We start from the raw sequence: 20,352 nt of genomic DNA, 5'->3' as shown, positions 1-20,352 counted from the left end.
GGCGACCATGGTCGGGTGCAGGTCGTGGTGGGGGCGGCGGTCGTGGCCGACGGGAGGCTGCTCGCGGCGCAGCGCGCCGAGCCGGCGGACATGCGGGGCCGCTGGGAACTGCCCGGAGGATCGGTCGAGCCGGGGGAGACCGAGCGGGACGCGCTGGTCCGCGAGATGCGCGAGGAGCTGGGGCTGCCGGTGGCGGTCGGCGAGCGGCTCGGCCCGGACATGCCGGTGGAGGGACGCCGCGGGATGGCCCTGCTGCTCCGCTTCTACCGCTGCACCCCGCTCGACGGCGTGCAGGCCCAGGCGCTGGAGCACCTCGCGCTGCGCTGGGTGGGTCCCGACGAGCTCGACGACCTCGACTGGCTGCCCTCGGACCGGGCGCTGCTGCCCGAGCTGCGTGCCGCCCTGGCCGACAGCGCGGTCGCCCCGGGCGAGGAGCCGGCCCTCGAGCCCTGAGGACCGCAGCGTGAGGGACTACGCCGCCCGCGCCCGCTTGACCGCCTTCGCCAGGTCCTTGCCGGTGAGGCCGGACTCGGCGGCGCGAGCCGCCCGCATCAGCACGACGGGGCAGCCCTTGCAGCGGGGCGTCGAGCGGCAGCACTTCCTCTTGATCCGCTTGGCACCGGTGATCGCGCACGCCTGCTGCGGGCTCATCCGCTCGGGCGCACGGTCGGGCACCACGCGGACCCGGTCGCGCGGCCGGAGACGGGCGAGGGCGTCCACCCAGCTCGTGGTCGCGGACGGTGCTCCCATGAGGTGAGGCTAACCTGAGCCTCGGCCGCCACGGAAGGGCCGACGGTGTTCCCGCCCGGCCGCCGTGTCACGATGACCGCCCCGCACCCCAGCAGGCCGCGGGCCCGATGGCAACGGCCGCCGGGCGCGGCGGAGAGGTTCCCCCCGAGCCCGACATGGCCCCGACATCCCGAGCCGTCCGCCGTGGCGCGCGGCCGTGTCGGCGGACCCGGCTCCGGGGGTTCCGGGTGCTCGCCGCCGCGGTGCTCGCGCTGCTCGTGGTGCTCGCCGGGTGCAGCACGTCGCCGCCGCCGGTCGTCGGGCAGGCCCCGACCCCGGCGCCGGCCAAGCCGCAGCTCGAGCCCAACCCGACGCAGCTGCGGATCGGGGTGGACGACCTCGGTATCGGGTTCAACGTGCACCGCATCGCCGACCTGACCCCGACGAGCCGGACGACGGCCGCGCTGGTCCTGCCCTCGGCCTTCCGCGTCGGGACCGACGGCGTGCGGCGCCCCGACACGACCGTGGTGACCTCGGCGAAGGTCACCTCCACGCGGCCCTACACCGTCTCCTATGAGATCGCGCCGGCCGCCGCGTGGTCGGACAACGCGCCGATCGCGGCGGAGGACTTCGTCTACCTGTGGCAGCAGATGCGCTCGCAGCCGGGCGTGGTGGACGCGGCCGGCTACCGGGCGATCTCCGACGTCCGCTCCCGTGCGGGCGGGAAGGCCGTCGACGTCGTCTTCGACCGGCCCTACCCGGCGTGGCCGACGCTGTTCGACGCGCTGCTGCCCGCACATCTGCTCAAGGACGCCCCGGGGTCCTGGGGCGGGGCCCTGCAGGACAACATCCCGGTCTCCGGCGGGCCCTACGTGATCCGGCTCGTCGACCGGATCCGCGGTCAGGTCACCCTGGCCCGCAACAGCGTCTACTGGGGCACGCCCGGCGTCCCGGACCAGATCGTGCTGCAGGCCGCCGACCACGCCTCCCTCATCGACCGGGTGCGCACCGGCGACGTCCAGGCCACCCAGTTCCGCTCGGACTCCTCGGACCTGACGGCCCTCGACGCGCTCGCGGCCGGGCCGCCGGGCGCGGCCGGGCCCCTCGCCGTGCGCACCGTCCCGGAGGCGAGCGAGGTGCAGCTCGCGCTGCGCAGCGACGACGGGCCGCTCGCCGACCCCCGGGTCCGTCGCGCCGTGGTGTCGCTGCTCGACCGCGACGCGCTCGTGGCCGCCGGTACCGGCGGCGGCCCCGCGTCGCGGCTGCCCGCCGACGCGTTCGCCACCGCGCCGTCCGAGCCGGGGTATGCGCCGACCCTCACGTCCGACTCGCCCGCGCGGGCGCCCGACCCCGCCGCGGCGTCGGCCCTGCTCACCACCGCCGGATACGCCCGCGGCGGTGACGGGCGCTGGAGCCGCGACGGGCGGCCGCTGCGGCTGCGGCTCGCCGCGCCCCCGCAGGTCTCGCCCTACGGTCGGCTGCTCGGGACCGTCGTCGCGGAGCTCAACGCCGCGGGGGTCGCGACGACGATCGTGGCCGACTCCGGGGCCAACCCCTTCCCGGCCGGGCGCGGCCCCATCCCGTCGAGCACGGGGTCCGCGCCCGCCACGCCCTCGACGCCGGGCCCGCTCACCTCCTCGGCGGTGCCGGGGACGACGACGACCTCGCCCGCCCCGCCGTCGTCGATCCCGACCACGACGAGCACCCCGGGGACGACCACGTCGGTCCCGCCGATCCCGAAGTCGGATTCCGACATGGCGGTCGCCGACATCACCGTGCTCGCGCTGCCGGTGGGCGGGGACCGGATCGCCGACCTCGACTCGATCGTCGGCTGTCCGGGGCGGCAGGCCCCGACGACGTCGGGCGGCTCGCCGGCCGTCCCGCGGACCACCACCGCGAGCCCGCCCGCGACGACCACGACGGTCGCGCCGGGCGCCCCCGCGCCGCGCCCGGCCGGGCCGACGACGGCGGCGGCCCCGACCAGCACGAGCCCCGCCCCGCCGCCGGGTGGGGCCGGGGCGACCACGACCCCGCTCGACGCCGACGGCACCCCGGAGACCTCCGAGGCGCTGTCGGTGACGGGGTTCTGCGACCCGGCCCTGCAGTCCGTGCTCGACGGCGCCTCGTCCGGCGCGATCGGCGAGGACACCGCCCTCGCCCTGGCCGAGCCGCTGCTGTGGCGCGCGACCCCGGTGGTGCCGCTGTTCCAGGCCGCGACGACCCTGGTCAGCCCCACCGGCCGGACCGACGTCGTCGTGCCCCCGCTCGGCGTCAGCCCGTTCGCCTCGGCGAACACCTGGACACCCCCCGCCCGCCAGGCGCAGGCGAACGGCGACGCCAACAACTGACCGCGTTCGCGGTCGTTGAGGAGTGAAGCGCCCGTTCGGGTGCGGCGTGTACCCCGGGCGAGCAACTCGTGACACTGCGGAAACAGCCCGGGGTGGCGGTAGAGGTGTGAACCACTTACGTTGCCCGCGGCGACGGCGATCTCGTCGCGGTAAACATCCCCGGGAGGTGTGGTGACCAGGATCACCGGGCGCGGTCGGTCGCGCTGGATTCTCGCTGCGGGCACGGCGGCGCTCCTGGCGCTCGTCGCCGCGTGTGGCGGCGGCGGAGGCGGCGACAGCTTCGGCTCGACGCAGGCGCCGCAGGCGAAGGGACGCCAGGGCAACGTCTACCGCTCCACCCAGGTCGCGCAGGGGCCGGGTGTGGTGGTCGCGGCCGACACCGCCTACACCGCCTACAACAACGACACCGCGGCCGCGAACTCGGTCTACAACCTCTACCCGCTGCTCCCGGTCCTCGCGGCCGCCACCGTCCTCGACAACGACGGCACCCCGCTGATCAACGGCGACATGATGGACGGGATCGACGAGGTCTCGAAGTCGCCGCAGGTCGTCCAGTGGAAGATCAAGCCGGGCGTGACCTGGTCGGACGGGCAGCCCTGGAACTGCAAGGACTTCTACCTGGCCTACCTCGCCGGCAGCGGGAAGATCCCCGGCTTCACCGCCGCGAGCACCAACGGCTACGGCAACATCGGGCAGGCCCAGTGCCTGAACGACACGACGTTCCAGGCGACCTTCGCCCAGCCCTATGCCGACTACATCGGGCTGTTCAGCCAGAACAACGGCGACCTGCTCCCGGCTCACATCCTCGAGCAGAAGACCGGGATCCCGGACATCACCAAGATCACGCCGCAGTCGCCGCCCGACCAGCTCGCGAAGCTGACCCAGTTCTGGAACACCGGCTGGAACGGCTTCGACAAGTCGGTCATGCCCGCGTCCGGCCCCTACCAGTTCGACAGCTGGGTGCAGGACCAGTCGGTGAAGCTCACCCGCAACCCCGCGTGGAAGGGCGCTCCGGGCGGCCCCGCGACCATCACGTACCGCAACATCGCCGACGCCACCGCGGCGGCGCAGGCGCTGCAGAACAACGAGGTCCAGGTCGCGGCGAACCAGCCCGACGTCAACTCCGCGAACCTGATGCGCGGACTGGCGGCCCAGGGCGTCAAGTTCCAGGCGACCTCGGGGGCGTCGTACGAGCACCTGGACATGAACTTCAAGAACCCGCTGTTCGCCGACAAGGCCGTCCGGCAGGCGTTCGCGCAGTGCGTCCCCCGGCAGGAGATCGTCGACAAGCTGATCAAGGGGATCCAGCCCGACGCCGCCCCGCTGCAGAGCCTGATGTTCCTGCCCACCCAGCAGGGCTACCAGGACTCGTACTCCCAGATCGCGACCGGCAACCTGGCGCAGGCCAACCAGACCCTCGCCGCCGACGGCTGGGCCAAGGGTCCCGACGGCGTCTACGCCAAGGCCGGCAAGCCGCTGACCTTCCGGATCAGCCACACCAACGTCCCGCGCCGCGAGCAGACCGTGCAGCTGATCCAGTCGGCCTGCGGCCAGGCCGGCATGAAGGTCGTCGACGACAACGACCCGAACTTCCTCGACACCCGCGTCGGGTCCGGCGACTTCGACGTCGCGTTGTACGCCTGGCAGAACGACCCGTTCGTCTCCTCCCACCAGTCGATCTATCAGACCGGCGGAGGACAGAACCACCAGAACTACTCGAACCGTCAGCTCGACGCGCTGATGACGCAGGGGTCGTCGAATCTCGACCCCAACGGCTACCTCCAGCAGTGGCAGCAGGCCGACAAGCTGATGGCCCAGGACGTGGCGTCGGTCCCGCTGTACGTCCAGCCCAACACGGTCGGCTACACCGACAAGATCGACAACGTGTGGTACCAGCCGAACCTGGGCGCGGCGCTGCACGCCAACGAGTGGGTCGTCAGCCAGTAGGGGACGATCCGTCCCGTCACTGTCCACGCCCGCGCCGGTCCGGTGATCCCGGACCGGCGCGGGCGGCAGCGAATGAGAGGTGACACGTGCCCGCCTACATCGTGCGGCGCGTCCTGATCTCGATCGGCGTGCTGTTCGTGGCGTCGTTCCTGCTGTACCTCGCCGTCGCGAGCTCCGGGGACCCGCTCGCCTCCCTCAAGGCCCGGCCGGGCATCACCCAGTCGGCCATCGACGCCACCGCGCGCTCCCTGGGGCTCGACCAGCCCGTGGTCGTGCGGTGGTGGAACTGGCTCACCGGCGTGCTGACCGGGGATTGGGGCACCAGCGTCGCCCTGGGGCAGGCGCAGGCCCCCGTGTTCTCGACGGTGATGCACGCGCTGTGGGTCACCATCCGGCTCGTCGTGATCGCCGAGGTCCTCGCGCTGCTCGTCGGGGGAGCCGTGGGCGCCATCGCTGCCCTGCGGCAGTACTCGGTCACCGACTACGTCGCGACCACGCTCGCGTTCGTGCTGTTCTCGATGCCCGTCTTCTGCATCGCGATCATCCTCAAGACCTACGGCATCCAGTTCAACCTGCTGCTGATCGACCTCGGCGGCGAGCGCTGGCTGACGACGGCGGGTCCCCCCGACGGCGGGTTCACCGGCAGCCCCGGGCACATGTTCTTCACGTTCACCGGGACCTATCTCCTCCCGACGATCGCGTTGGCCGCGATCAGCTTCGCGGCCTACAGCCGCTTCCAGCGCGCCTCGATGCTCGAGGTCATGCGGCAGGACTACGTCCGCACAGCGCGGGCGAAGGGGCTCTCCGAACGCCAGGTGGTGCTGCGGCACGCGCTGCGCAACGCGCTGCTCCCGGTGACGACCTACTTCGCCTACAACTTCGGCGCGGTGTTCGGCGGCGCGATCGTCACCGAGCAGGTGTTCGGCTGGAACGGCATGGGCTCGCTGCTCGTGCGCTCCATCCAGCAGTACGACCCGAACATGCTCATGGGCTGGCTGCTCGTCACCGCGACCATCGTCGTGCTGTTCAACCTCTTCGCGGACATCGCGTACAGCTACCTCGACCCGAGGATTCGCCTTGGCTGAGACCACCGACGTCGCGCGGACGACTCACCCCGGAAAGGTCCCGGCGCCCGACCGGGAACGGGACGGCGGCGAGCCGGAAGGGGTGTTCCTGTCGCAGGGGCAGCTCGTCCTGCGCCGCTTCCTGCGTCACCGCGCGGCGATGACGAGCCTGACGATCTTCGTGCTGTTCGTCCTCTTCGTCTACCTCGCGCCCCCGTTCCTCGGCTACTCGCTCACCGACCTGTCGGCCGGGTCGTACGAAGACCCGAGCTCGGCGCACGTCTTCGGGACCGACCAGGTCGGCGCGGACGTGTTCTCCCTCGTCATGAAGGGGTCGCAGTTCTCGCTGCAGATCGGGCTGCTGACGACCGCCATCGCGACCGTGATCGGGGTCCTGATGGGGACGCTCGCGGGCTACCTGCGCCGCGGGGCGGACACGGCGATCTCCCGCGTGACCGACCTGTTCCTCGTCGTCCCGCTGCAGGCCGCGGCGGCCGTGCTCATCAACGGCGTCGGCGGTTCGTGGTGGCTCGTCGGTCTGGTCCTGGGCTTCTTCCTGTGGATGCCGATCGCGCGCGTGACCCGTGCGGAATCGCTGTCGCTGTCCCAGCGCGAGTTCGTCGAGGCGGCCCGGGCGTCCGGGGCCACGACCTGGCGGATCGTGTCCCGGCACCTCGTGCCCAACATGGTCGGGACGATCGTCGTCAACGCGACGCTGACGCTCTCGTTGGCGGTGCTGACCGAGGCGGCCCTGTCGTTCATCGGCCTGGGCGTCCGCATCCCCGACACCTCGCTCGGGCTGGTGCTCAACCAGAACTACACCCAGCTCGCGACGCGGCCGTGGCTCTTCTGGGCCCCGTTCGTGGCGATCGTGCTGATCTCCCTGACCATCAACTTCATCGGCGACGGGCTGCGCGACGCGTTCGACCCCCGCCAGACGCGGAGGTGACGCGGCCCATGAGCGATCGCGCAGCGCCACTGCTCGAGGTCGAGGACCTCTCCGTCACGTTCGGCTCCGAGGAGGGCGACGTCCACGCCGTGCGCGGCGTGAGCTTCGCCGTCGAGGCGGGCGAGGTGCTCGGCGTCGTCGGCGAGTCGGGGTCGGGGAAGTCGGTGTCGCTGATGGCGGTGCCGCGGCTGCTGCCGGGCTCGGCCCGCGTCACCGGCTCGATCCGCTTCGACGGCACCGAGCTGATCGGAGCCGGCCAGGACACGCTGCGGGGCCTGCGCGGCGCCGACGTCGCGGTGATCTTCCAGGACCCGATGAGCTCGCTGAACCCGGTGCACACCGTCGGGCGGCAGATCGCCGAGGCGCGCCGCGCCCACGGTGCGGTCTCGAAGGACGAGGCGTGGGCGGACGCGGTCGCCGCGCTCGCCCTCGTCGACATCCCCCAGCCCGAGGCGCGCGCGAAGCAGTACCCGCACGAGTTCTCCGGCGGCATGCGCCAGCGCGCCATGATCGCCATGGCGATGGTCAACAAGCCGCGGTTGATCATCGCCGACGAGCCGACGACGGCCCTCGACGTCACCGTCCAGGCGCAGGTGCTCGAGGTCCTCGACCAGGTGCGGGTGGAGTCGGGCGCCTCGATGGTGCTCGTCAGCCACGACCTCGGCGTCGTCGCCGGCACCGCGGACCGGGTGCAGGTGATGTACGGCGGGACGATCGTGGAGACCGGGCCGACCGAGGAGGTCTTCGAGCGGCCGCGGATGCCCTACACGGTCGGCCTGCTGTCCTCGCTGCCCGTCGTCGACCAGCTCGGCGGGCGGCTCCAGCCGATCCCGGGCGCCCCGCCGTCGCTGGTGGCTCTACCGCCCGGGTGCTCCTTCGCGCCGCGCTGCCCGCTGGTGGAGGACGCATGCCGGGAGGTCGAGCCCGCCCTGGAGACGGTGGCCGCCGACCACGAGACGCGGTGCCGGCGCTGGCAGGTCCTCGCTGACGGCTCCGCGACCGATCTCTTCGCCCGTGGCGGGGCGAGCGAAGCGACGGGGAACGATTTCGAGGTGTCCGCATGAGTTCCGCCCCCGCCGAGACCACCATGGCCACGACCGGGGACTCCCGCGACGGCGCCCTGCTGCAGGTCCGGGACCTCACGACGACGTTCCCGGTCCGCAGCCAGGGCATCGTCCGGCGCGTCGTCGGGAAGGTCGAGGCCGTCACCGAGGTGTCGTTCGACGTCGACGAGGGGGAGACCCTCGGGCTGGTCGGGGAGTCCGGGTGCGGCAAGTCCACGACCGGCCGGTCGATCCTGCAGCTGGTCCGCCCCGATTCCGGGTCGGTGCGCTATGCCGGTCGCGAGCTGGTCGGCCTGTCGGCTGCCGAGATGCGGCCGATGCGCCGTGACCTCGCGATGGTGTTCCAGGACCCGTTCGGCTCGCTCGACCCGCGCCTGCCGGTCTCCGAGCTCATCGCCGAGCCGCTGCGCATCCACAAGGTGTATCCCGACGAGTCGGCCCTGCGGGCCCGGGTCGAGGAGCTGCTGGGCCTGGTCGGCCTCAAGCCCGAGCACCGCAGCCGGTACTCCCACGAGTTCTCCGGCGGACAGCGCCAGCGCATCGGGATCGCCCGGGCCCTCGCGGCGAACCCACGGCTGATCGTGCTCGACGAGCCGGTCTCCGCGCTGGACGTCTCGGTGCAGGCCGGCGTGGTCAACCTGCTCGAGGACCTCCAGGAGCGGCTCGGGCTCTCCTACCTGTTCATCGCCCACGACCTGTCGGTGGTGCGCCACATCTCCGACCGGGTCGCCGTGATGTACCTCGGCAAGGTCGTCGAGGTGGGTGCCGCCGCCTCGGTGTACGACAACCCGCGGCACCCCTACACCCGCGCCCTGCTCTCGGCGGTGCCGCTGCCCGACCCGGCTGCGGAGCGCCGCCGCCGGAAGTCCCGGGTGGTGCTCTCCGGCGAGATCCCCAGCCCCGCGAACCCGCCGTCGGGCTGCCGGTTCCGCACCCGCTGCCCGAAGGCGCAGCAGCGGTGCGCCGACGAGGTCCCGCTGTTGCGGGCGTCCGACTCGGCCGGGCGGCACACCTTCGCCTGCCACTTCCCGGAGGGCGACCCCGACTCGGCCGCGTAGGTCCCCGCCGCCTCCACCTGCATGCCAGCAACGGCACGTTCCTGGCGTCCAACGCCAGCACGGCGCCGTTCACTCGTCGTCGGCGCGCCCCGCCCCGTGCCAGCAACGGCACGTTCCTGGCGTCCAACGCGAGAACGGCGCCGCTCACTCATCCCGCATGGCGAGCGACGACGTGCGCGGCGGGCGCCCAGTGTGCAAGCGCGGCGGCCTCGGTGGCCACGATCCCGGCGTCGGGGTGCAGCGTGAGCACGCCGTGGTCGGCGGGCAGGACGAGCGCGGAGTTGCCGGAGAGCACGGCGCCGTCGAGCCGCAGGTCCCAGCGCCGCACCAGGGACCCGACCAGCGCGGGCACCCCCTCGAGTCACGCCGCCACCCCGGGGCCGAACCGCTCCGCGAGCCGGCGCCGGGCCCGTCCGGGATCTCGATCACCGCCCCAGGGTGGCGTGCCGTCCCGGCGGTGGCGACCCGGTTTCGGCCGGGGACGACACCGAGCGGACGCTCGTGCACCGTCCGTGCCCGGCTCCGCGTGCACGAGCGTCCTCTCGACGCCCGCACGCCGGTCGGCGCGATCACGACGCGCCGGTTCGGGGTACAGGAGCGGTCGTGGACGAGATCGCCCCAGAGGACGAGATAGCAGAGTGGAGCCGGGCCCAGGCGCGGGTGATCGCCCTGATGGAGGCCGCGACCGACGAGCAGGTGGCGACCACCGTCCCCGCCTGCCCGGACTGGACCGCGCGGGACCTGTTCTCGCACATGGTCGGGCTGGGCACCGACGTCGTCGCCGGTGACGAGCCCGACGACCACAACCCCGACTGGACCGCCAAGCAGGTCCGCGAGCGCGAGGACCGCTCGGTCGCCGACCTCGTCACCGAGTGGCGCGAGACCGCGGAGCCGTTGCGGGCGTGGATGGCCGAGCACGGCACCCGTCCGCTCGGCGACGTGATCATCCACGAGCAGGACCTCCGCGGGGCGCTCGGCGTCTCCGGCGGGCAGGACACCGCCGGGATCGCCGCGATCCGCGACCGCTTCGCGCCCCGGGTCGGCGCCCGCCTGCCCGAGGGCACCACCCTCGGGCTCGTCGGGGACACCTGGTCGTGGGCCTCCGACGGCGGCGACCCCGAGCAGGCGGACGTCGTCCTCGCCGCGCCCGACTTCGAGCTCGCCCGCGCGCTGCTGGCGCGTCGCTCGGCGGACCAGCTGCGGTCCTGGACGCGGTCGGGCGACGTCGAGCCGGTGCTCGACGCCTTCGCCACGCTCGGGGCGCTGCCCGAGGACGCCCGGCACGAGTAGCCGGGCCGGGTGATCCGCCCGCGGCTAGGGTGCGCGGCGTGCCGTTGCCCCGTCGGATGGTCCTCGTCCACGCCCACCCGGACGACGAGACGATCACCTGCGGCGGGCTCATGGCGCTGGCGGTCGAGGCGGGGGTCGGGGTCACGCTGGTGACGTGCACCCTCGGCGAGCTCGGGGAGGTGATCCCGCCGGAGCTGAAGTCCCTCGAGGGCGCCGCGGAGCTGGCCGGGCACCGCGCCGGCGAGCTCGAGCGGGCCTGCGCCGCGCTCGGGGTCACCGACCACCGCCTGCTCGGCGGCCGCGGTCGTTGGCACGACTCCGGGATGGTCGCCACCGGCGACGGCATCCGCGCCGCCGCCCCCGCCGACCTCGGCGACGGGGCGTTCTCCCGCCGCGCGGACGTCGACCTCCAGGTCGCCCAGCTCGTCGAGGTGCTCACCGAGGTCGAGCCCGACGTCGTCGTCAGCTACGACGCCGCGGGCGGCTACGGGCACCCCGACCACGTCCGGGCGCACGAGATCGCGGGCGGCGCGGTGGAACGCGTGGATCCCCTGGGGGAGCGGGTCGGGCTCTGGGCGACCGCGGCCGCGCACGACGAGGTCGCCGCCGGGCTCGGGGCGCTGCGCCGCCGGGCGTGGCTGCCGCTGCCCGTCCCGCCCGTCGAGGACCTCCCGACGGTGCCGGACGCGGCCGTTACCGCGCGGGTCGCGCTGGGCCCGGCGCGGGTGCGCAAGCTCGCCGCGCTGCGGGCGCACGCGACGCAGATCCGGGTGTTCGACGACGGGCACGAGCCGCCCGCGTTCGCCCTCTCCAACGACCTGGCCCAGCCCGTCCTGCGGGCCGAGTGCTTCGTCCTGCTGCGGGGCCCGGTCGACGCGACGGGCACGCTGGAGGCGCTGTCGGCGTGAGGGCACGGACCGTCGTGGCGGGCATCGCGGTCGCCGTCCTGGTGCTCGACGCGGCGCTGCTGGCGTGGACCGAGGTCGCGTGGCTCTCGCTGCGTGTCGGGCCGGTGCCGGCGCCGATCTCGGTGCTGGTCGCGGCGGTGACGACGCCGTTGCTCGTCCGGGCGGCCGACCGGGCGCGGCCGGGGACGCGTGCCGCGCTCGCGCCGTTGGTGGTGTGGCTGCTCGTCGTGGTCGTGCCGGGCCTGTGGAGCCCGGCGGGCCCGGGGATGTTCCCGCCCGACTGGCGCCCGATCGTGCTCGTGGGCGCGGGCCTGTTGCCGGGCGCGTGGGTGGCGGCCCGCCCGGTGCGCCCGGAGCGGCAGCCTGCCCCGGACCCGTCCGCCTGACCCGGCCGCCCCGGGCCGGGCCGGCTGACCCGGCGACGACCCTCAGCGACGACGCTCGGCGCCGACCAGCCCGATGACCGTCCACACTGCCGAGACACCGAGCAGCGGCGCCGCGAACGACGCGATCGAGGGCGCCAGATCGATGTCGACCCGGCACGCCAGCAGCAGCGCGACCGCCACGACCACCCCGAGCAGCCCGTCGGCGATCCGGATGCCCCGCGGTGGCGGCGGGGGTCGGTGCGCCGAGGCGGCGGCCCGTGCGGCGTGCGGACCGGGCGCGGGCCCGTCCGGGATCGGCACGCCGGACCCGCCGTCGTCGGCGACGAGCCGGGGCCGGCCGCGTCCGGGCAGTCCCGCGCCGAGCAGGTCGCTCACCGCGTTCCCGAGGCCGTCACGCGGCGCCCGCACCGCCCGGGAGGCGTGCACCAGCGACGCCCGGCCGTGGTCGGCGGCCGCGAGCTCGGCGTACTCGACCTCCCACTCGTCGAGACGCCCGTCCAGCGCCCGGAACACGAGCCGGCGCTCGCGTCGCCGTCCGCCGGGCGGGAACCACCAGGACACCGAGCGGGTGCCGTCCCGGGCGGTGCGGCACGCGCCGTAGTGGGCGCCGAGCGCGGCCAGCTGCGGGCCCACCTCCGCGCGCACCGCGTTCGCCCACGGGCCACCGGTCACGACACCCACCCCCCGGCCCGCACTGTGACATGCGTCATCGCGGCGAGCCAGACGGATCGGCCGGTTCAGGAGGAACGCCCACCGGGAACGAGGCGGACATGGCCCACGTCTCCGACCAGTACATGATCAGCGTGCTACGCCCGTTCGTCGCGGCGACCGGACCGGTGCTGGGTGGGCTGCGCGACGCGGACCCGTTCCGGCTCGGGCGGCTCGCCCGACGGCGGGCGATCCAGCTCGAGAACGCCCCCGCCGACCCGCCGCCGGAGACCCCCGCGCGCACCCGGGGCCAGAAGATCCGGCGTGGGGTGCGGAAACTGCGGCACCGGGCGCTCGACCGCCTGGCCACCTCGCGGCTGCCCGGCACGCCGCGCTGGTCGGTGATGTCCCCGCAGGAGCGCGACGACTGGTGGGTCGGCCGGGTGGGCCGGTTCACCTCCGCGGTCGCGTCGATCCCGGGGATCGGGGGCGCGCTGGCCCGTCGGCTCCCGGTCTCGGACATCCTCGGGCTGGCCGCGCAGGGCCTCGTCATCTGTGCGATCGCGGGCGAGCACGGGTTGACCAAGCGCGACGACCAGGTCCGGCTGCTCGGCACGGTCCTCTTCGGCCGCGACCTGCGTCCGGGGGAGTACGGGGACCCGCACGACGAGGGCGTCGAGCGCGACGCCCGCGACCTCACCGCCGAGCTCACGACCACGAGCGGCGACCAGCACGACGGCAAGCTGCGGGCCCTCGCCCCCGCGGTCTGGCGGATGGGGCGCTCGCTGTTCGGGCTGCACGAGGAGCTCGACCGGCGTCCCCGGGGCCGCTGGTGGTGGCGCACCCTGGCGAACGTGCCCGTCGTCGGGGCCCTCGCGTCGTACAAGAGCGAGCGGTCGGGATTGAAGCGGGCGGCGCGGCGGGCAGCCGCGCTGGCGGCGCAGGGCGGCGCCTGATCCGGCCCGCGTCGCGGGGCGCGTCGGGTGTGGTGTCACCCACGTCGTCCGGGAGGCGACCCGCCCGGGCGCGACGCGCCGCCGAACGGGATACTGCGTGTCGGTTTCACCGACGTCGCAGGACCGGGTGCCGCCGACCACCACCGGCGGGCCGAGCCGGGCCCCGTGACGGTGACGAGAGCGAGGAGCAGGAGCCGACGTGACGTACGTGATCGCCGAACCGTGTGTGGACGTGCTCGACAAGGCGTGCATCGAGGAGTGCCCCGTCGACTGCATCTACGAAGGCGGTCGGATGATGTACATCCACCCCGACGAGTGCGTCGACTGCGGTGCCTGTGAGCCGGTGTGCCCGGTCGAGGCCATCTACTACGAGGACGACGTCCCCGACCAGTGGTCGGTCTACACCCAGGCCAACGTGGACTTCTTCGACGAGCTCGGCTCGCCGGGCGGGGCCTCGAAGGTCGGCAAGGTCGACCGCGACGCCGGCCCGGTGCCGGAGCTCCCGCCGCAGGGGGAGTGACGGCTCCCGGGATCCGGTTCCCGTCGCTGCCCGACTTCCCGTGGGACAGCCTGGCGGCGGAGACGGCGACGGCGCGGTCGCACCCCGACGGCGTCGTCGACCTCTCCGTCGGCACCCCCGTCGACCCGGTGCCCGCGGTCGTCGCCGAGGCGCTGCGGGCGGCCTGGAACTCACCGGGCTACCCGCAGACCTGGGGGACGCCGCGGCTGCGGGCGGCCGCGGTCGAGGCGCTGGAGCGCCGCTACGGGGCCGAGGGCGTCGTGGCGGACGCCGTGCTGCCCACGATCGGATCCAAGGAACTGGTCGCGTGGCTGCCCACGCAGCTCGGGCTGGGCGCGGGTGACGTCGTCGCGATCCCGGACCTGGCCTACCCGACCTACGAGGTCGGGGCGCTGCTCGCCGGGGCGTCCCCGGCGCGGGTGGCCGACGACGAGCCGCTGCCCGAGGGCACGCGGCTGGTCTGGCTGAACTCGCCGTCCAACCCGACCGGGCGGGTGCTCGGCGTGGAGGCGCTGGCCACGCGGGTCGCCGAGGCGCGCCGGGTCGGCGCCGTCGTGGCGTCGGACGAGTGCTACCTCGGCCTGCCCGCGCCGGGCGCGGACCCGGTCTCGGTGCTCGACCCGCGGGTGCACGGCGGGTCGATGGACTCCCTGCTCGCGGTGCACTCGCTGTCGAAGACCTCGCAGCTCGCGGGGTACCGCGCGGGCTTCGTCGTCGGGGACCCGGAGCTGGTCGCCGGGCTGCTCGCCGTCCGCAAGCACGCCGGGATGATCGTGCCGCGCCCCGTGCAGGAGGCGATGACGGCGGCGCTGTCCGACGACGCGCACGTGGCCGAGACCCGGCAGCGCTACGACGCGCGCCGGGCCGTGCTGCGTCCGGCGCTCGAGCGGGCGGGGCTGCGGATCGAGCACTCCGAGGCCGGCCTCTACCTGTGGGCGACGGCGGACCGGCCGTGCCGGGAGACCGTGGGGTGGCTCGCCGAGCGCGGGATCCTCGTGGCGCCGGGGGAGTTCTACGGGCCGGCCGGGGCGCGGCACGTGCGGGTGGCGCTGACGGCGTCCGACGAGCGGATTTCGGCGGCGGCGGACAGGTGCGACTCCGTCGCTCGTGAGCACTTTCCGGGGCTATAGCCCCGGAAAGTGCTCACGAGCGCGGAGCGCACCTCCGGTAGAACCCCGGCGCCGCGCCCTGCACCACCGAGGCCACCCGCAGCCAGCGCGGCACGAACACCTCCGCCCGGCCGTGCTCCACGGCCCGCAGCGTCTCCGCCGCGACCCGGTCGGCGGGCACCGGGCGGGGCACCCGTCGGTCGTAGCCCCGGCGCGCGAGGAACGGCGTGTCGACGACCCCGGGCAGCACCGTCGTGACCCCGACGCCGGGTTCCTCGAGGCGCAGCGCGTCCGCGAAGGTCCGCAGGCCCGCCTTGGCACTCGAGTAGGCCGCCTCGCCCGCCACCCCCAGCGCGGCGATCGACGCCACGAACACCACGTGCCCTCCGGCGCGGCACACCGCCGGCCACAGCGCGCGGGTGAGCTGGACCGGGGCGACGAGGTCGGCGGCCAGCACCGCGCCCACCGTCGCCTCGTCGGCGTCCGTGAACGACCCGGCCGCGCCGATCCCGGCGGCGTGTACGACCAGCCCCACCCCGCGCTGCCCGCAGGCCTCGACGACCGCCGCGCGACCCGCCGTCGTCGTGAGGTCGGCGACGACGCCGTGGCCGCCGGTCGCCCTCGCCACGGTGTCGAGACGGTCGGAGTCGCGCCCGGTCACCACCAACGGCGCCGCGCGCCCGGCGAGCCGCCGTGCGAGCGCTTCCCCGATCCCCGACGAGGCCCCCGTCACCAGGGCGGGCGCGCCGTCCGGAGTCATCCGGGGCAGCTGCTGGAGGCCGACGACTCGGGAGCGGGGTCGGGGCGTTCCCAGATCGCGGCGTCCTCCGGGGCCTCGCCGCGGCGCAGCAGGATCGTGCTGCGCAGCGTCACGAACGCGATCCCGAGCAGGACGACGAGGCCGGCGAGCGCCTGCCCCGCGATGAGCGGCGCGGAGGTGTCGAGGTCCTCACCGAGCCACGCGATGCCGGCGAACACCCCGACGATGGGGTCGGCCGTGGTGATGACGGCGACCGACGGCGAGACCAGACGCCCCTGCTGGAAGGTGTTCTGGCTGAGCAGGAAGCCCATCGGGCCGACCACGCAGGCGGCGTAGAGCGCGGGCGTGGTGAACAGCTCGCCGACCCCGCCACGCACCGCCGTCGTGACGGCCTTCATCAGGGCCGCGGTGATCCCGAAGAGGATCCCGGTGGCGAGGGCGAGGGCGAGGATCCGGGTGGGGTGGCTCGACATCCCTGCGAAGACCAGGCACCCGAGGACCAGCACGACGATCGTGATCAGGAACGCCGGGGAGTCGGTGACGTCGAGGTGCTCCGAGCCCGGCCCGGCCACCGGCCGGGCCTGCAGGAGGAACGCCGCCAGCCCCGCCGCGGTCAGCAGGCCGCCGACGAGCACCCAGCGGTCCGGCCTGCGGTGGTGCAGCAGGGCGGAGAAGACGCCGGCGAACACGACGCCGGTGACGAGCAGCGGCTGCACGACCGTCAGCGGGCCGAACGCGAGCGCGACGAGCTGCATCGCCAGCGCGAGCACCGTCATCACCAGGCCGAGCAGCCACCAGGGGTGGTGGATGAGGTCGAGGACGAGCCGGGGGCTCAGCGTCGAGGACACCGGGACCTCGTGCGTGGCGCGCTGCTGCGCGGCGCTGGCCATGCCGAAACCGGCGGCCCCGACGACGGCGGCGGGGACGGCGACCAGCAGCGAGACGGCTTCGATCACCGCGATACGCCTCCGTGCCGGCCCCGCGGGTGTGCGGGGGCCTGGTCAGTCACTGTCAACCCTTCGAGTGGGCCCCATTCTCCTCCTCGAACGCAACACCCGCTTCACGAATCAGTGCCGCCCACGCCGCGTCCACACGTTCGGTGAGGTCGACGTCACCCAGCATGGCGTCGTCGAGCGCGAGCCCGAGGCCCAGGGTCCGGCCCCAGGCGATCGCCCCGACGGCCACGCCGACGCCCTCGGCGAGCGGCAGCACCGGGACGACCTCGGCCACCAGTCCGCCGCCGATGTGGATCGGGCGCCGGACACCCGGCATCACCGAGACGATGAGGTGGAAGAACCGGCCGCCGTAGGTGAGGTGCGCGAACCCGCGCTGCGCCCACCGCGGGAACCGGCCGAGCACCGCCAGCACCGCCGCCGAGCCCTCGGCCTGCCCGGACGCCCGGCCGCGCTCGAGGGCCGCGGCGACCGCCGCGACCCGCCGGCCGACCGGCCCGGGCGCCACCGGCAGGTCGACGGCGACGGCGGCCGTGCGGTTGCCGGTCTGTCCGTGGTCGGCGTCGGCGCGCAGCCGCACCGTGAGCGGGACCATCGCCCGCACCGTCGTCGCCCCGGGCGCGGCGAGCGCCTCGGCCACGGCGGCGGCGACGACGACCGTCGTGCTCGTCCCGAGCGCCCGCGCCAGGGCGCGGACCTGCGCGGCGTCCCGGACCCGGCTCACGATCCGGGTGCTCGCCGCGCCGCCGCGGGAGCGGTCCCCGAGGGCCCCGCGGCGGGCGCCGCCCGCGCGGGCGAGCGCGGCGATCCCGACGAGGCTGCGCCGACCGCGCCGGACCCGGTCCCGATGGCGGGTCCGGGCGTCGTCGGTGGTGGGTGAGTCCGGGGCCCGTCGACCGACCGGGACGCCCGCGCCCTCGTCGGTGAGCAGGCGCACCAGGGCGTCGGTCACCGCGAGGCCGTCGCCGAGGCTGTGGTGCACCGCGGCGAGCACCGACACCCGGTCGGGGCCCTGGCGCGTGACGGTCAGGCGCCACCCGACGTCGCGCGGGTCGACCGGGGCGCCGACGACGTGGACCGTGGTCAGCGCGTCGGCGTCGCCCTCGTGCAGGACCAGGTCGAGGTGCCGGTGGGGGTCCGGGACGGTCGGCACCCACCGCGGGATGCCGGCCTCGTCGAGTCGGCGCGCCAGGAGCGGGATCGCGGCGGCCCGCTCGCGGACGCGGTCGGCGACGAGGGCGGGCCAGTCGGTGGGATCGCTGGCGGTCGTCGCGATGGTGATCCGCGCGCCGAGCACCTGGGGCACCCGCTCGGTCGAGGCGTGCCAGAAGAGCGCGTCCTCCGAGCGCATCCGTGCCGTGCCCCGGACGCCGGCGAGGGCGGCGGCGAGGTCCTCGCCGGGCGCCCGGGCGCGCAGGGCGGCGACCCGGGCGGCGTGGACGTCGGGGTCGGCGAGGCGGCGCAGGGCGGCGGTAAGGTCGCTCGGCCCGCGGCAGAGCCGCGCGAGCCCGGCGCGGTGCAGGAGGCGGGCGTTGTCGCGGCCGTGGCCGGGGATCGGGTCGACGACGAGCAGCGGGCGCGCGCAGGCCAGCGCCTCGAACGCGCTCGCGCCGCCGCCGGTGGTGACGACGACGTCGGCGGAGCGGGTCGCGGTGGCCGGGTCGTCGATCCAGCGGTGCACCTCGACGCGGCCGGGGTGGGCGGCGGCGACGGTGTCCAGACGGGCGCGGACGGGTTCCTCGGTGGTGGCGACGACGGCGTCGGCCCCGGCGGCGAGCACCGCGTGCACCACGGTCGGGAGGTCGCCGAAGCCGAACGAGCCGGCGGCGACGAGCACCCGCAGCCGGCTCCGGGCCGGATCGACGGCGGGCGGCGAGAACGCCGCGCGCACCGGCCACCGGACCACGGGCACCGTCGCCCCGGGCGCCGACCGGCGGACCCGCCGCGCCGCCTCCTCGGTGGTCACGAGCACGGCGTCGAGGTCGGCGTCGCACCACAGCGGCTGGGGCGCCGGGTCGGAGGGCACGACCACCGCGCGGGCCGGCAACCGCCCGGTGCGGCGCAGGTGACCGAGCCCCGCCACCCCCTCGGGGAAGGTGGCGACGACGAGGTCGGGCCGGTGGCCGGCAAGCAGGGGCGTGATCGACCGGGCGCTCCAGCGGCCCAGCACCGTCCGCGTCCCCGCCCGGAAGAACCCGACGTGGACGAGCAGCCAGTAGTAGAGCCCGTAGAGCCACGGCAGCGCCCGCACGCAGGTGGCGTAGATGCCGGAGAACGTCCGCGGGGCGCCGGTGCCCATCCCCGCGAGGACGTCGCTCGTCACCACCTCGGCCTCCGGCCACGCCGCGCCGATCGCCTCGGCGACCGCGGCGGCCGCCGCGTGGTGTCCCGCGCCGATCGAGCCGGAGAGCAGCAGCACCCGGCGAGGGGCTCCCGCGGCACCGACGGCGCCGGCGGCGCTAGCGTGCGGCGGTGAGCCGCAAGCAGCGGACGTCGGAGCACCCGCGCCGGTCGCGGCGGGAACGGTGGGATCCGGCCCGGGCCGCCCCACCTGCTCCGTCGCCGTCATCCCGGACCCCCTCGCGTGTGCTGCTGCTGTCCGCCCCCGTCGGGGAGGGACACGTCGCCGGCGCCCGGGCGCTCGCCACCCGGATGCGCGCGGCCTGGCCCGACGCCGTCGTCACCGTGGTGGAGACCGTCGCGGGCGGCCCGGTCCGCACCCGGCTGCTCGCCGACGCCTACCGGGTGGTCATGCGCGCCGCGCCGGGGCTCTACGGCGTCGCCTACGACGTCCTGGGCCGGTTGCCCCGCGTCGCCGTGTTCTTCCAGCGCCTCGGCGCGCCCGCCACCGCCCGCGCGCTGCGCCCGGTGCTGCGCCGCCACACGCCCGACCTCGTCGTCTGCACCTACCCGGTGACCTCGGGCGGGCTCGCCCTGCTGCGCCGCCGCGGCGAGCTCGCCGCGCGCGCCCTCGCCGTCGTCACCGACCCGGCCGTGCACCCGTTCTGGGTCTGGCCCGACGTCGACGAGACCTGGGTGATGCTCGACGAGGCCGCCGAGGTGGCCCGCCGGCTCGGCGCCACCGACGTCCGCGTCGTCCCGCCCGCGGTCGACCCCCGCTTCGCGCCGACCCCCGCCCCCGAGCACCACGGCCTCACCGTCCTCGTCACCGGCGGCTCGCTGGGCTTCGGTGCGCTCGAGGACGCGGTGGACGCCGTGATCGCCGCCGGCGAGGGCGTGCGCGCGGTCGTGCTCTGCGGGCGCAACGGCACCCTGCGCGCCCGCCTCGCCGCCCGCCGCGACCCGCGGCTGCGTGCCCTCGGCTGGACCGACACCGTGCCCGCAGAGATGGCCGCGGCCGACGTCGTGCTCACCACCGGCGGGGGGATGATCGCCAACGAGGCGCTCGCCGTCGGCCGCCCGGTGCTCTTCGCGACCCCGGTGCCCGGCCACGGCCGCGCCGGCGCCGCCGCGCTCGCCCGGGCCGGCCTCGCCGTCGTCTGCCCGCGGCCGCCCGACGTCACGGCCGCCGTGGTCGACCTGCGCGACGCCCCGGAGCACCGGGAGCGGCTGGCCGCGGCCGCGCGGGCCTTCTCGGCCCGGGACCTCGACGGGGCCCTCACCGGGCTCGCCGCCCGGACGGCCGGCGGTTGATCGGCCCGG

Annotated in this window: 20 protein-coding genes; 14 read left to right on the top strand and 6 right to left on the bottom strand. The window is 75.3% G+C overall.

The window, feature by feature from the left end; translation table 11 throughout:
- The first annotated feature begins 15 nt into the window (after positions 1-15).
- On the top strand, positions 16-453 hold the full coding sequence (locus tag VGH76_RS25975; RefSeq protein ID WP_331559663.1) for a (deoxy)nucleoside triphosphate pyrophosphohydrolase: 438 nt from the start codon (positions 16-18) through the stop codon (positions 451-453).
- 18 nt (positions 454-471) lie between these two features.
- Here VGH76_RS25975 and VGH76_RS25970 read toward each other — a convergent pair whose 3' ends face one another.
- The gene (locus VGH76_RS25970) at positions 472-750 is read right to left on the bottom strand and encodes a hypothetical protein (protein ID WP_331559662.1); all 279 of its coding nucleotides are present in this window, start codon (positions 748-750) and stop codon (positions 472-474) included.
- A 227-nt stretch (positions 751-977) separates the two neighbouring features.
- Here VGH76_RS25970 and VGH76_RS25965 point away from each other — a divergent pair, with 227 nt between their 5' ends.
- The 6 genes from VGH76_RS25965 (at position 978) to VGH76_RS25940 (ending at position 9,159) form a co-directional block, all read left to right on the top strand.
- Positions 978-3,077 carry an ABC transporter substrate-binding protein gene (locus VGH76_RS25965; RefSeq protein WP_331559661.1) on the top strand — a complete coding sequence of 700 codons (2,100 nt, stop codon included), beginning with the start codon at positions 978-980 and terminating at the stop codon, positions 3,075-3,077.
- 171 nt (positions 3,078-3,248) lie between these two features.
- The gene (locus VGH76_RS25960) at positions 3,249-5,024 is read left to right on the top strand and encodes an ABC transporter family substrate-binding protein (protein ID WP_331559660.1); all 1,776 of its coding nucleotides are present in this window, start codon (positions 3,249-3,251) and stop codon (positions 5,022-5,024) included.
- A gap of 86 nt (positions 5,025-5,110) precedes the next feature.
- The gene (locus VGH76_RS25955; RefSeq protein WP_331559659.1) at positions 5,111-6,109 is read left to right on the top strand and encodes an ABC transporter permease; all 999 of its coding nucleotides are present in this window, start codon (positions 5,111-5,113) and stop codon (positions 6,107-6,109) included.
- Between the two features lie 82 nt (positions 6,110-6,191).
- Entirely contained in the window at positions 6,192-7,037 is an 846-nt protein-coding gene (locus tag VGH76_RS25950; RefSeq protein WP_331559694.1) for an ABC transporter permease, read from the top strand.
- 8 nt (positions 7,038-7,045) lie between these two features.
- A complete protein-coding gene (locus VGH76_RS25945; RefSeq protein WP_331559658.1) occupies positions 7,046-8,101 on the top strand; it encodes an ABC transporter ATP-binding protein in 1,056 nt (351 codons plus the stop codon).
- Entirely contained in the window at positions 8,098-9,159 is a 1,062-nt protein-coding gene (locus tag VGH76_RS25940) for an oligopeptide/dipeptide ABC transporter ATP-binding protein (protein ID WP_331559657.1), read from the top strand. The genes VGH76_RS25945 and VGH76_RS25940 overlap by 4 nt, the downstream gene beginning before the upstream one ends.
- A 148-nt stretch (positions 9,160-9,307) precedes the next feature.
- Here VGH76_RS25940 and VGH76_RS25935 read toward each other — a convergent pair whose 3' ends face one another.
- The gene (locus tag VGH76_RS25935; protein ID WP_331559656.1) at positions 9,308-9,511 is read right to left on the bottom strand and encodes a hypothetical protein; all 204 of its coding nucleotides are present in this window, start codon (positions 9,509-9,511) and stop codon (positions 9,308-9,310) included.
- Positions 9,512-9,762: 251 nt separating this feature from the next.
- On the opposite strand from VGH76_RS25935, the gene VGH76_RS25930 reads away from it, so the two are divergent.
- The 3 genes from VGH76_RS25930 to VGH76_RS25920 are packed head-to-tail and all read left to right on the top strand — an operon-like array spanning position 9,763 to position 11,743.
- Complete coding sequence (locus tag VGH76_RS25930; RefSeq protein ID WP_331559655.1) at positions 9,763-10,449, top strand: maleylpyruvate isomerase family mycothiol-dependent enzyme; 687 nt, start codon at positions 9,763-9,765, stop codon at positions 10,447-10,449.
- Between the two features lie 38 nt (positions 10,450-10,487).
- Positions 10,488-11,357 (top strand): N-acetyl-1-D-myo-inositol-2-amino-2-deoxy-alpha-D-glucopyranoside deacetylase, encoded by an 870-nt coding sequence (mshB, locus tag VGH76_RS25925; protein WP_331559654.1) that lies wholly within the window; start codon positions 10,488-10,490, stop codon positions 11,355-11,357.
- A complete protein-coding gene (locus VGH76_RS25920) occupies positions 11,354-11,743 on the top strand; it encodes a hypothetical protein (protein WP_331559653.1) in 390 nt (129 codons plus the stop codon). The genes mshB and VGH76_RS25920 overlap by 4 nt, the downstream gene beginning before the upstream one ends.
- A gap of 42 nt (positions 11,744-11,785) precedes the next feature.
- On the opposite strand, the gene VGH76_RS25915 is transcribed toward VGH76_RS25920, so the two are convergent.
- Complete coding sequence (locus VGH76_RS25915; protein WP_331559652.1) at positions 11,786-12,415, bottom strand: hypothetical protein; 630 nt, start codon at positions 12,413-12,415, stop codon at positions 11,786-11,788.
- Between the two features lie 98 nt (positions 12,416-12,513).
- Between VGH76_RS25915 and VGH76_RS25910 the strand changes: the two genes are divergently transcribed.
- The 3 genes from VGH76_RS25910 (at position 12,514) to dapC (ending at position 14,997) form a co-directional block, all read left to right on the top strand.
- Entirely contained in the window at positions 12,514-13,347 is an 834-nt protein-coding gene (locus VGH76_RS25910; RefSeq protein WP_331559651.1) for a hypothetical protein, read from the top strand.
- Between the two features lie 199 nt (positions 13,348-13,546).
- Positions 13,547-13,867, top strand: a complete 321-nt coding sequence (gene fdxA, locus VGH76_RS25905; RefSeq protein WP_331559650.1) for a ferredoxin — start codon at positions 13,547-13,549, stop codon at positions 13,865-13,867.
- The gene (gene dapC / locus VGH76_RS25900; RefSeq protein WP_414637822.1) at positions 13,864-14,997 is read left to right on the top strand and encodes a succinyldiaminopimelate transaminase; all 1,134 of its coding nucleotides are present in this window, start codon (positions 13,864-13,866) and stop codon (positions 14,995-14,997) included. Before fdxA ends, dapC begins: the two co-directional genes overlap by 4 nt.
- Positions 14,998-15,010: 13 nt before the next feature.
- On the opposite strand, the gene VGH76_RS25895 is transcribed toward dapC, so the two are convergent.
- Genes VGH76_RS25895 through VGH76_RS25885 form a run of 3 tightly spaced genes read right to left on the bottom strand, consistent with a single transcriptional unit; the run spans position 15,011 to position 19,108 of the window.
- Entirely contained in the window at positions 15,011-15,736 is a 726-nt protein-coding gene (locus VGH76_RS25895) for an SDR family NAD(P)-dependent oxidoreductase (RefSeq protein WP_331559649.1), read from the bottom strand.
- On the bottom strand, positions 15,733-16,692 hold the full coding sequence (locus tag VGH76_RS25890; protein WP_331559648.1) for a DMT family transporter: 960 nt from the start codon (positions 16,690-16,692) through the stop codon (positions 15,733-15,735). Before VGH76_RS25890 ends, VGH76_RS25895 begins: the two co-directional genes overlap by 4 nt.
- A 55-nt stretch (positions 16,693-16,747) precedes the next feature.
- Positions 16,748-19,108, bottom strand: a complete 2,361-nt coding sequence (locus VGH76_RS25885; RefSeq protein ID WP_331559647.1) for a WS/DGAT domain-containing protein — start codon at positions 19,106-19,108, stop codon at positions 16,748-16,750.
- A gap of 167 nt (positions 19,109-19,275) precedes the next feature.
- Between VGH76_RS25885 and VGH76_RS25880 the strand changes: the two genes are divergently transcribed.
- Positions 19,276-20,343, top strand: a complete 1,068-nt coding sequence (locus VGH76_RS25880; RefSeq protein ID WP_331559646.1) for an MGDG synthase family glycosyltransferase — start codon at positions 19,276-19,278, stop codon at positions 20,341-20,343.
- The last annotated feature ends 9 nt before the right edge of the window (positions 20,344-20,352 follow it).

It is taken from the genome of Actinomycetospora sp. (assembly GCF_036497585.1).
Taxonomy (GTDB): Bacteria; Actinomycetota; Actinomycetes; order Mycobacteriales; family Pseudonocardiaceae; genus Actinomycetospora.
The sequence above is the reverse complement of the archived record's forward strand: the minus strand, read 5'-3'. Positions and strand labels throughout refer to the sequence as shown.

Bases quoted from the DNA above. Each gene is read 5' to 3' on its own strand.
- VGH76_RS25910 (WP_331559651.1), top strand. From the start codon at position 12,514: ATGGCCCACGTCTCCGACCAGTACATGATCAGCGTGCTACGCCCGTTC.
- VGH76_RS25945 (WP_331559658.1), top strand. From the start codon at position 7,046: ATGAGCGATCGCGCAGCGCCACTGCTCGAGGTCGAGGACCTCTCCGTC.
- VGH76_RS25940 (WP_331559657.1), top strand. From the start codon at position 8,098: ATGAGTTCCGCCCCCGCCGAGACCACCATGGCCACGACCGGGGACTCC.
- VGH76_RS25895 (WP_331559649.1), bottom strand. From the start codon at position 15,736: ATGACTCCGGACGGCGCGCCCGCCCTGGTGACGGGGGCCTCGTCGGGG.
- VGH76_RS25970 (WP_331559662.1), bottom strand. From the start codon at position 750: ATGGGAGCACCGTCCGCGACCACGAGCTGGGTGGACGCCCTCGCCCGT.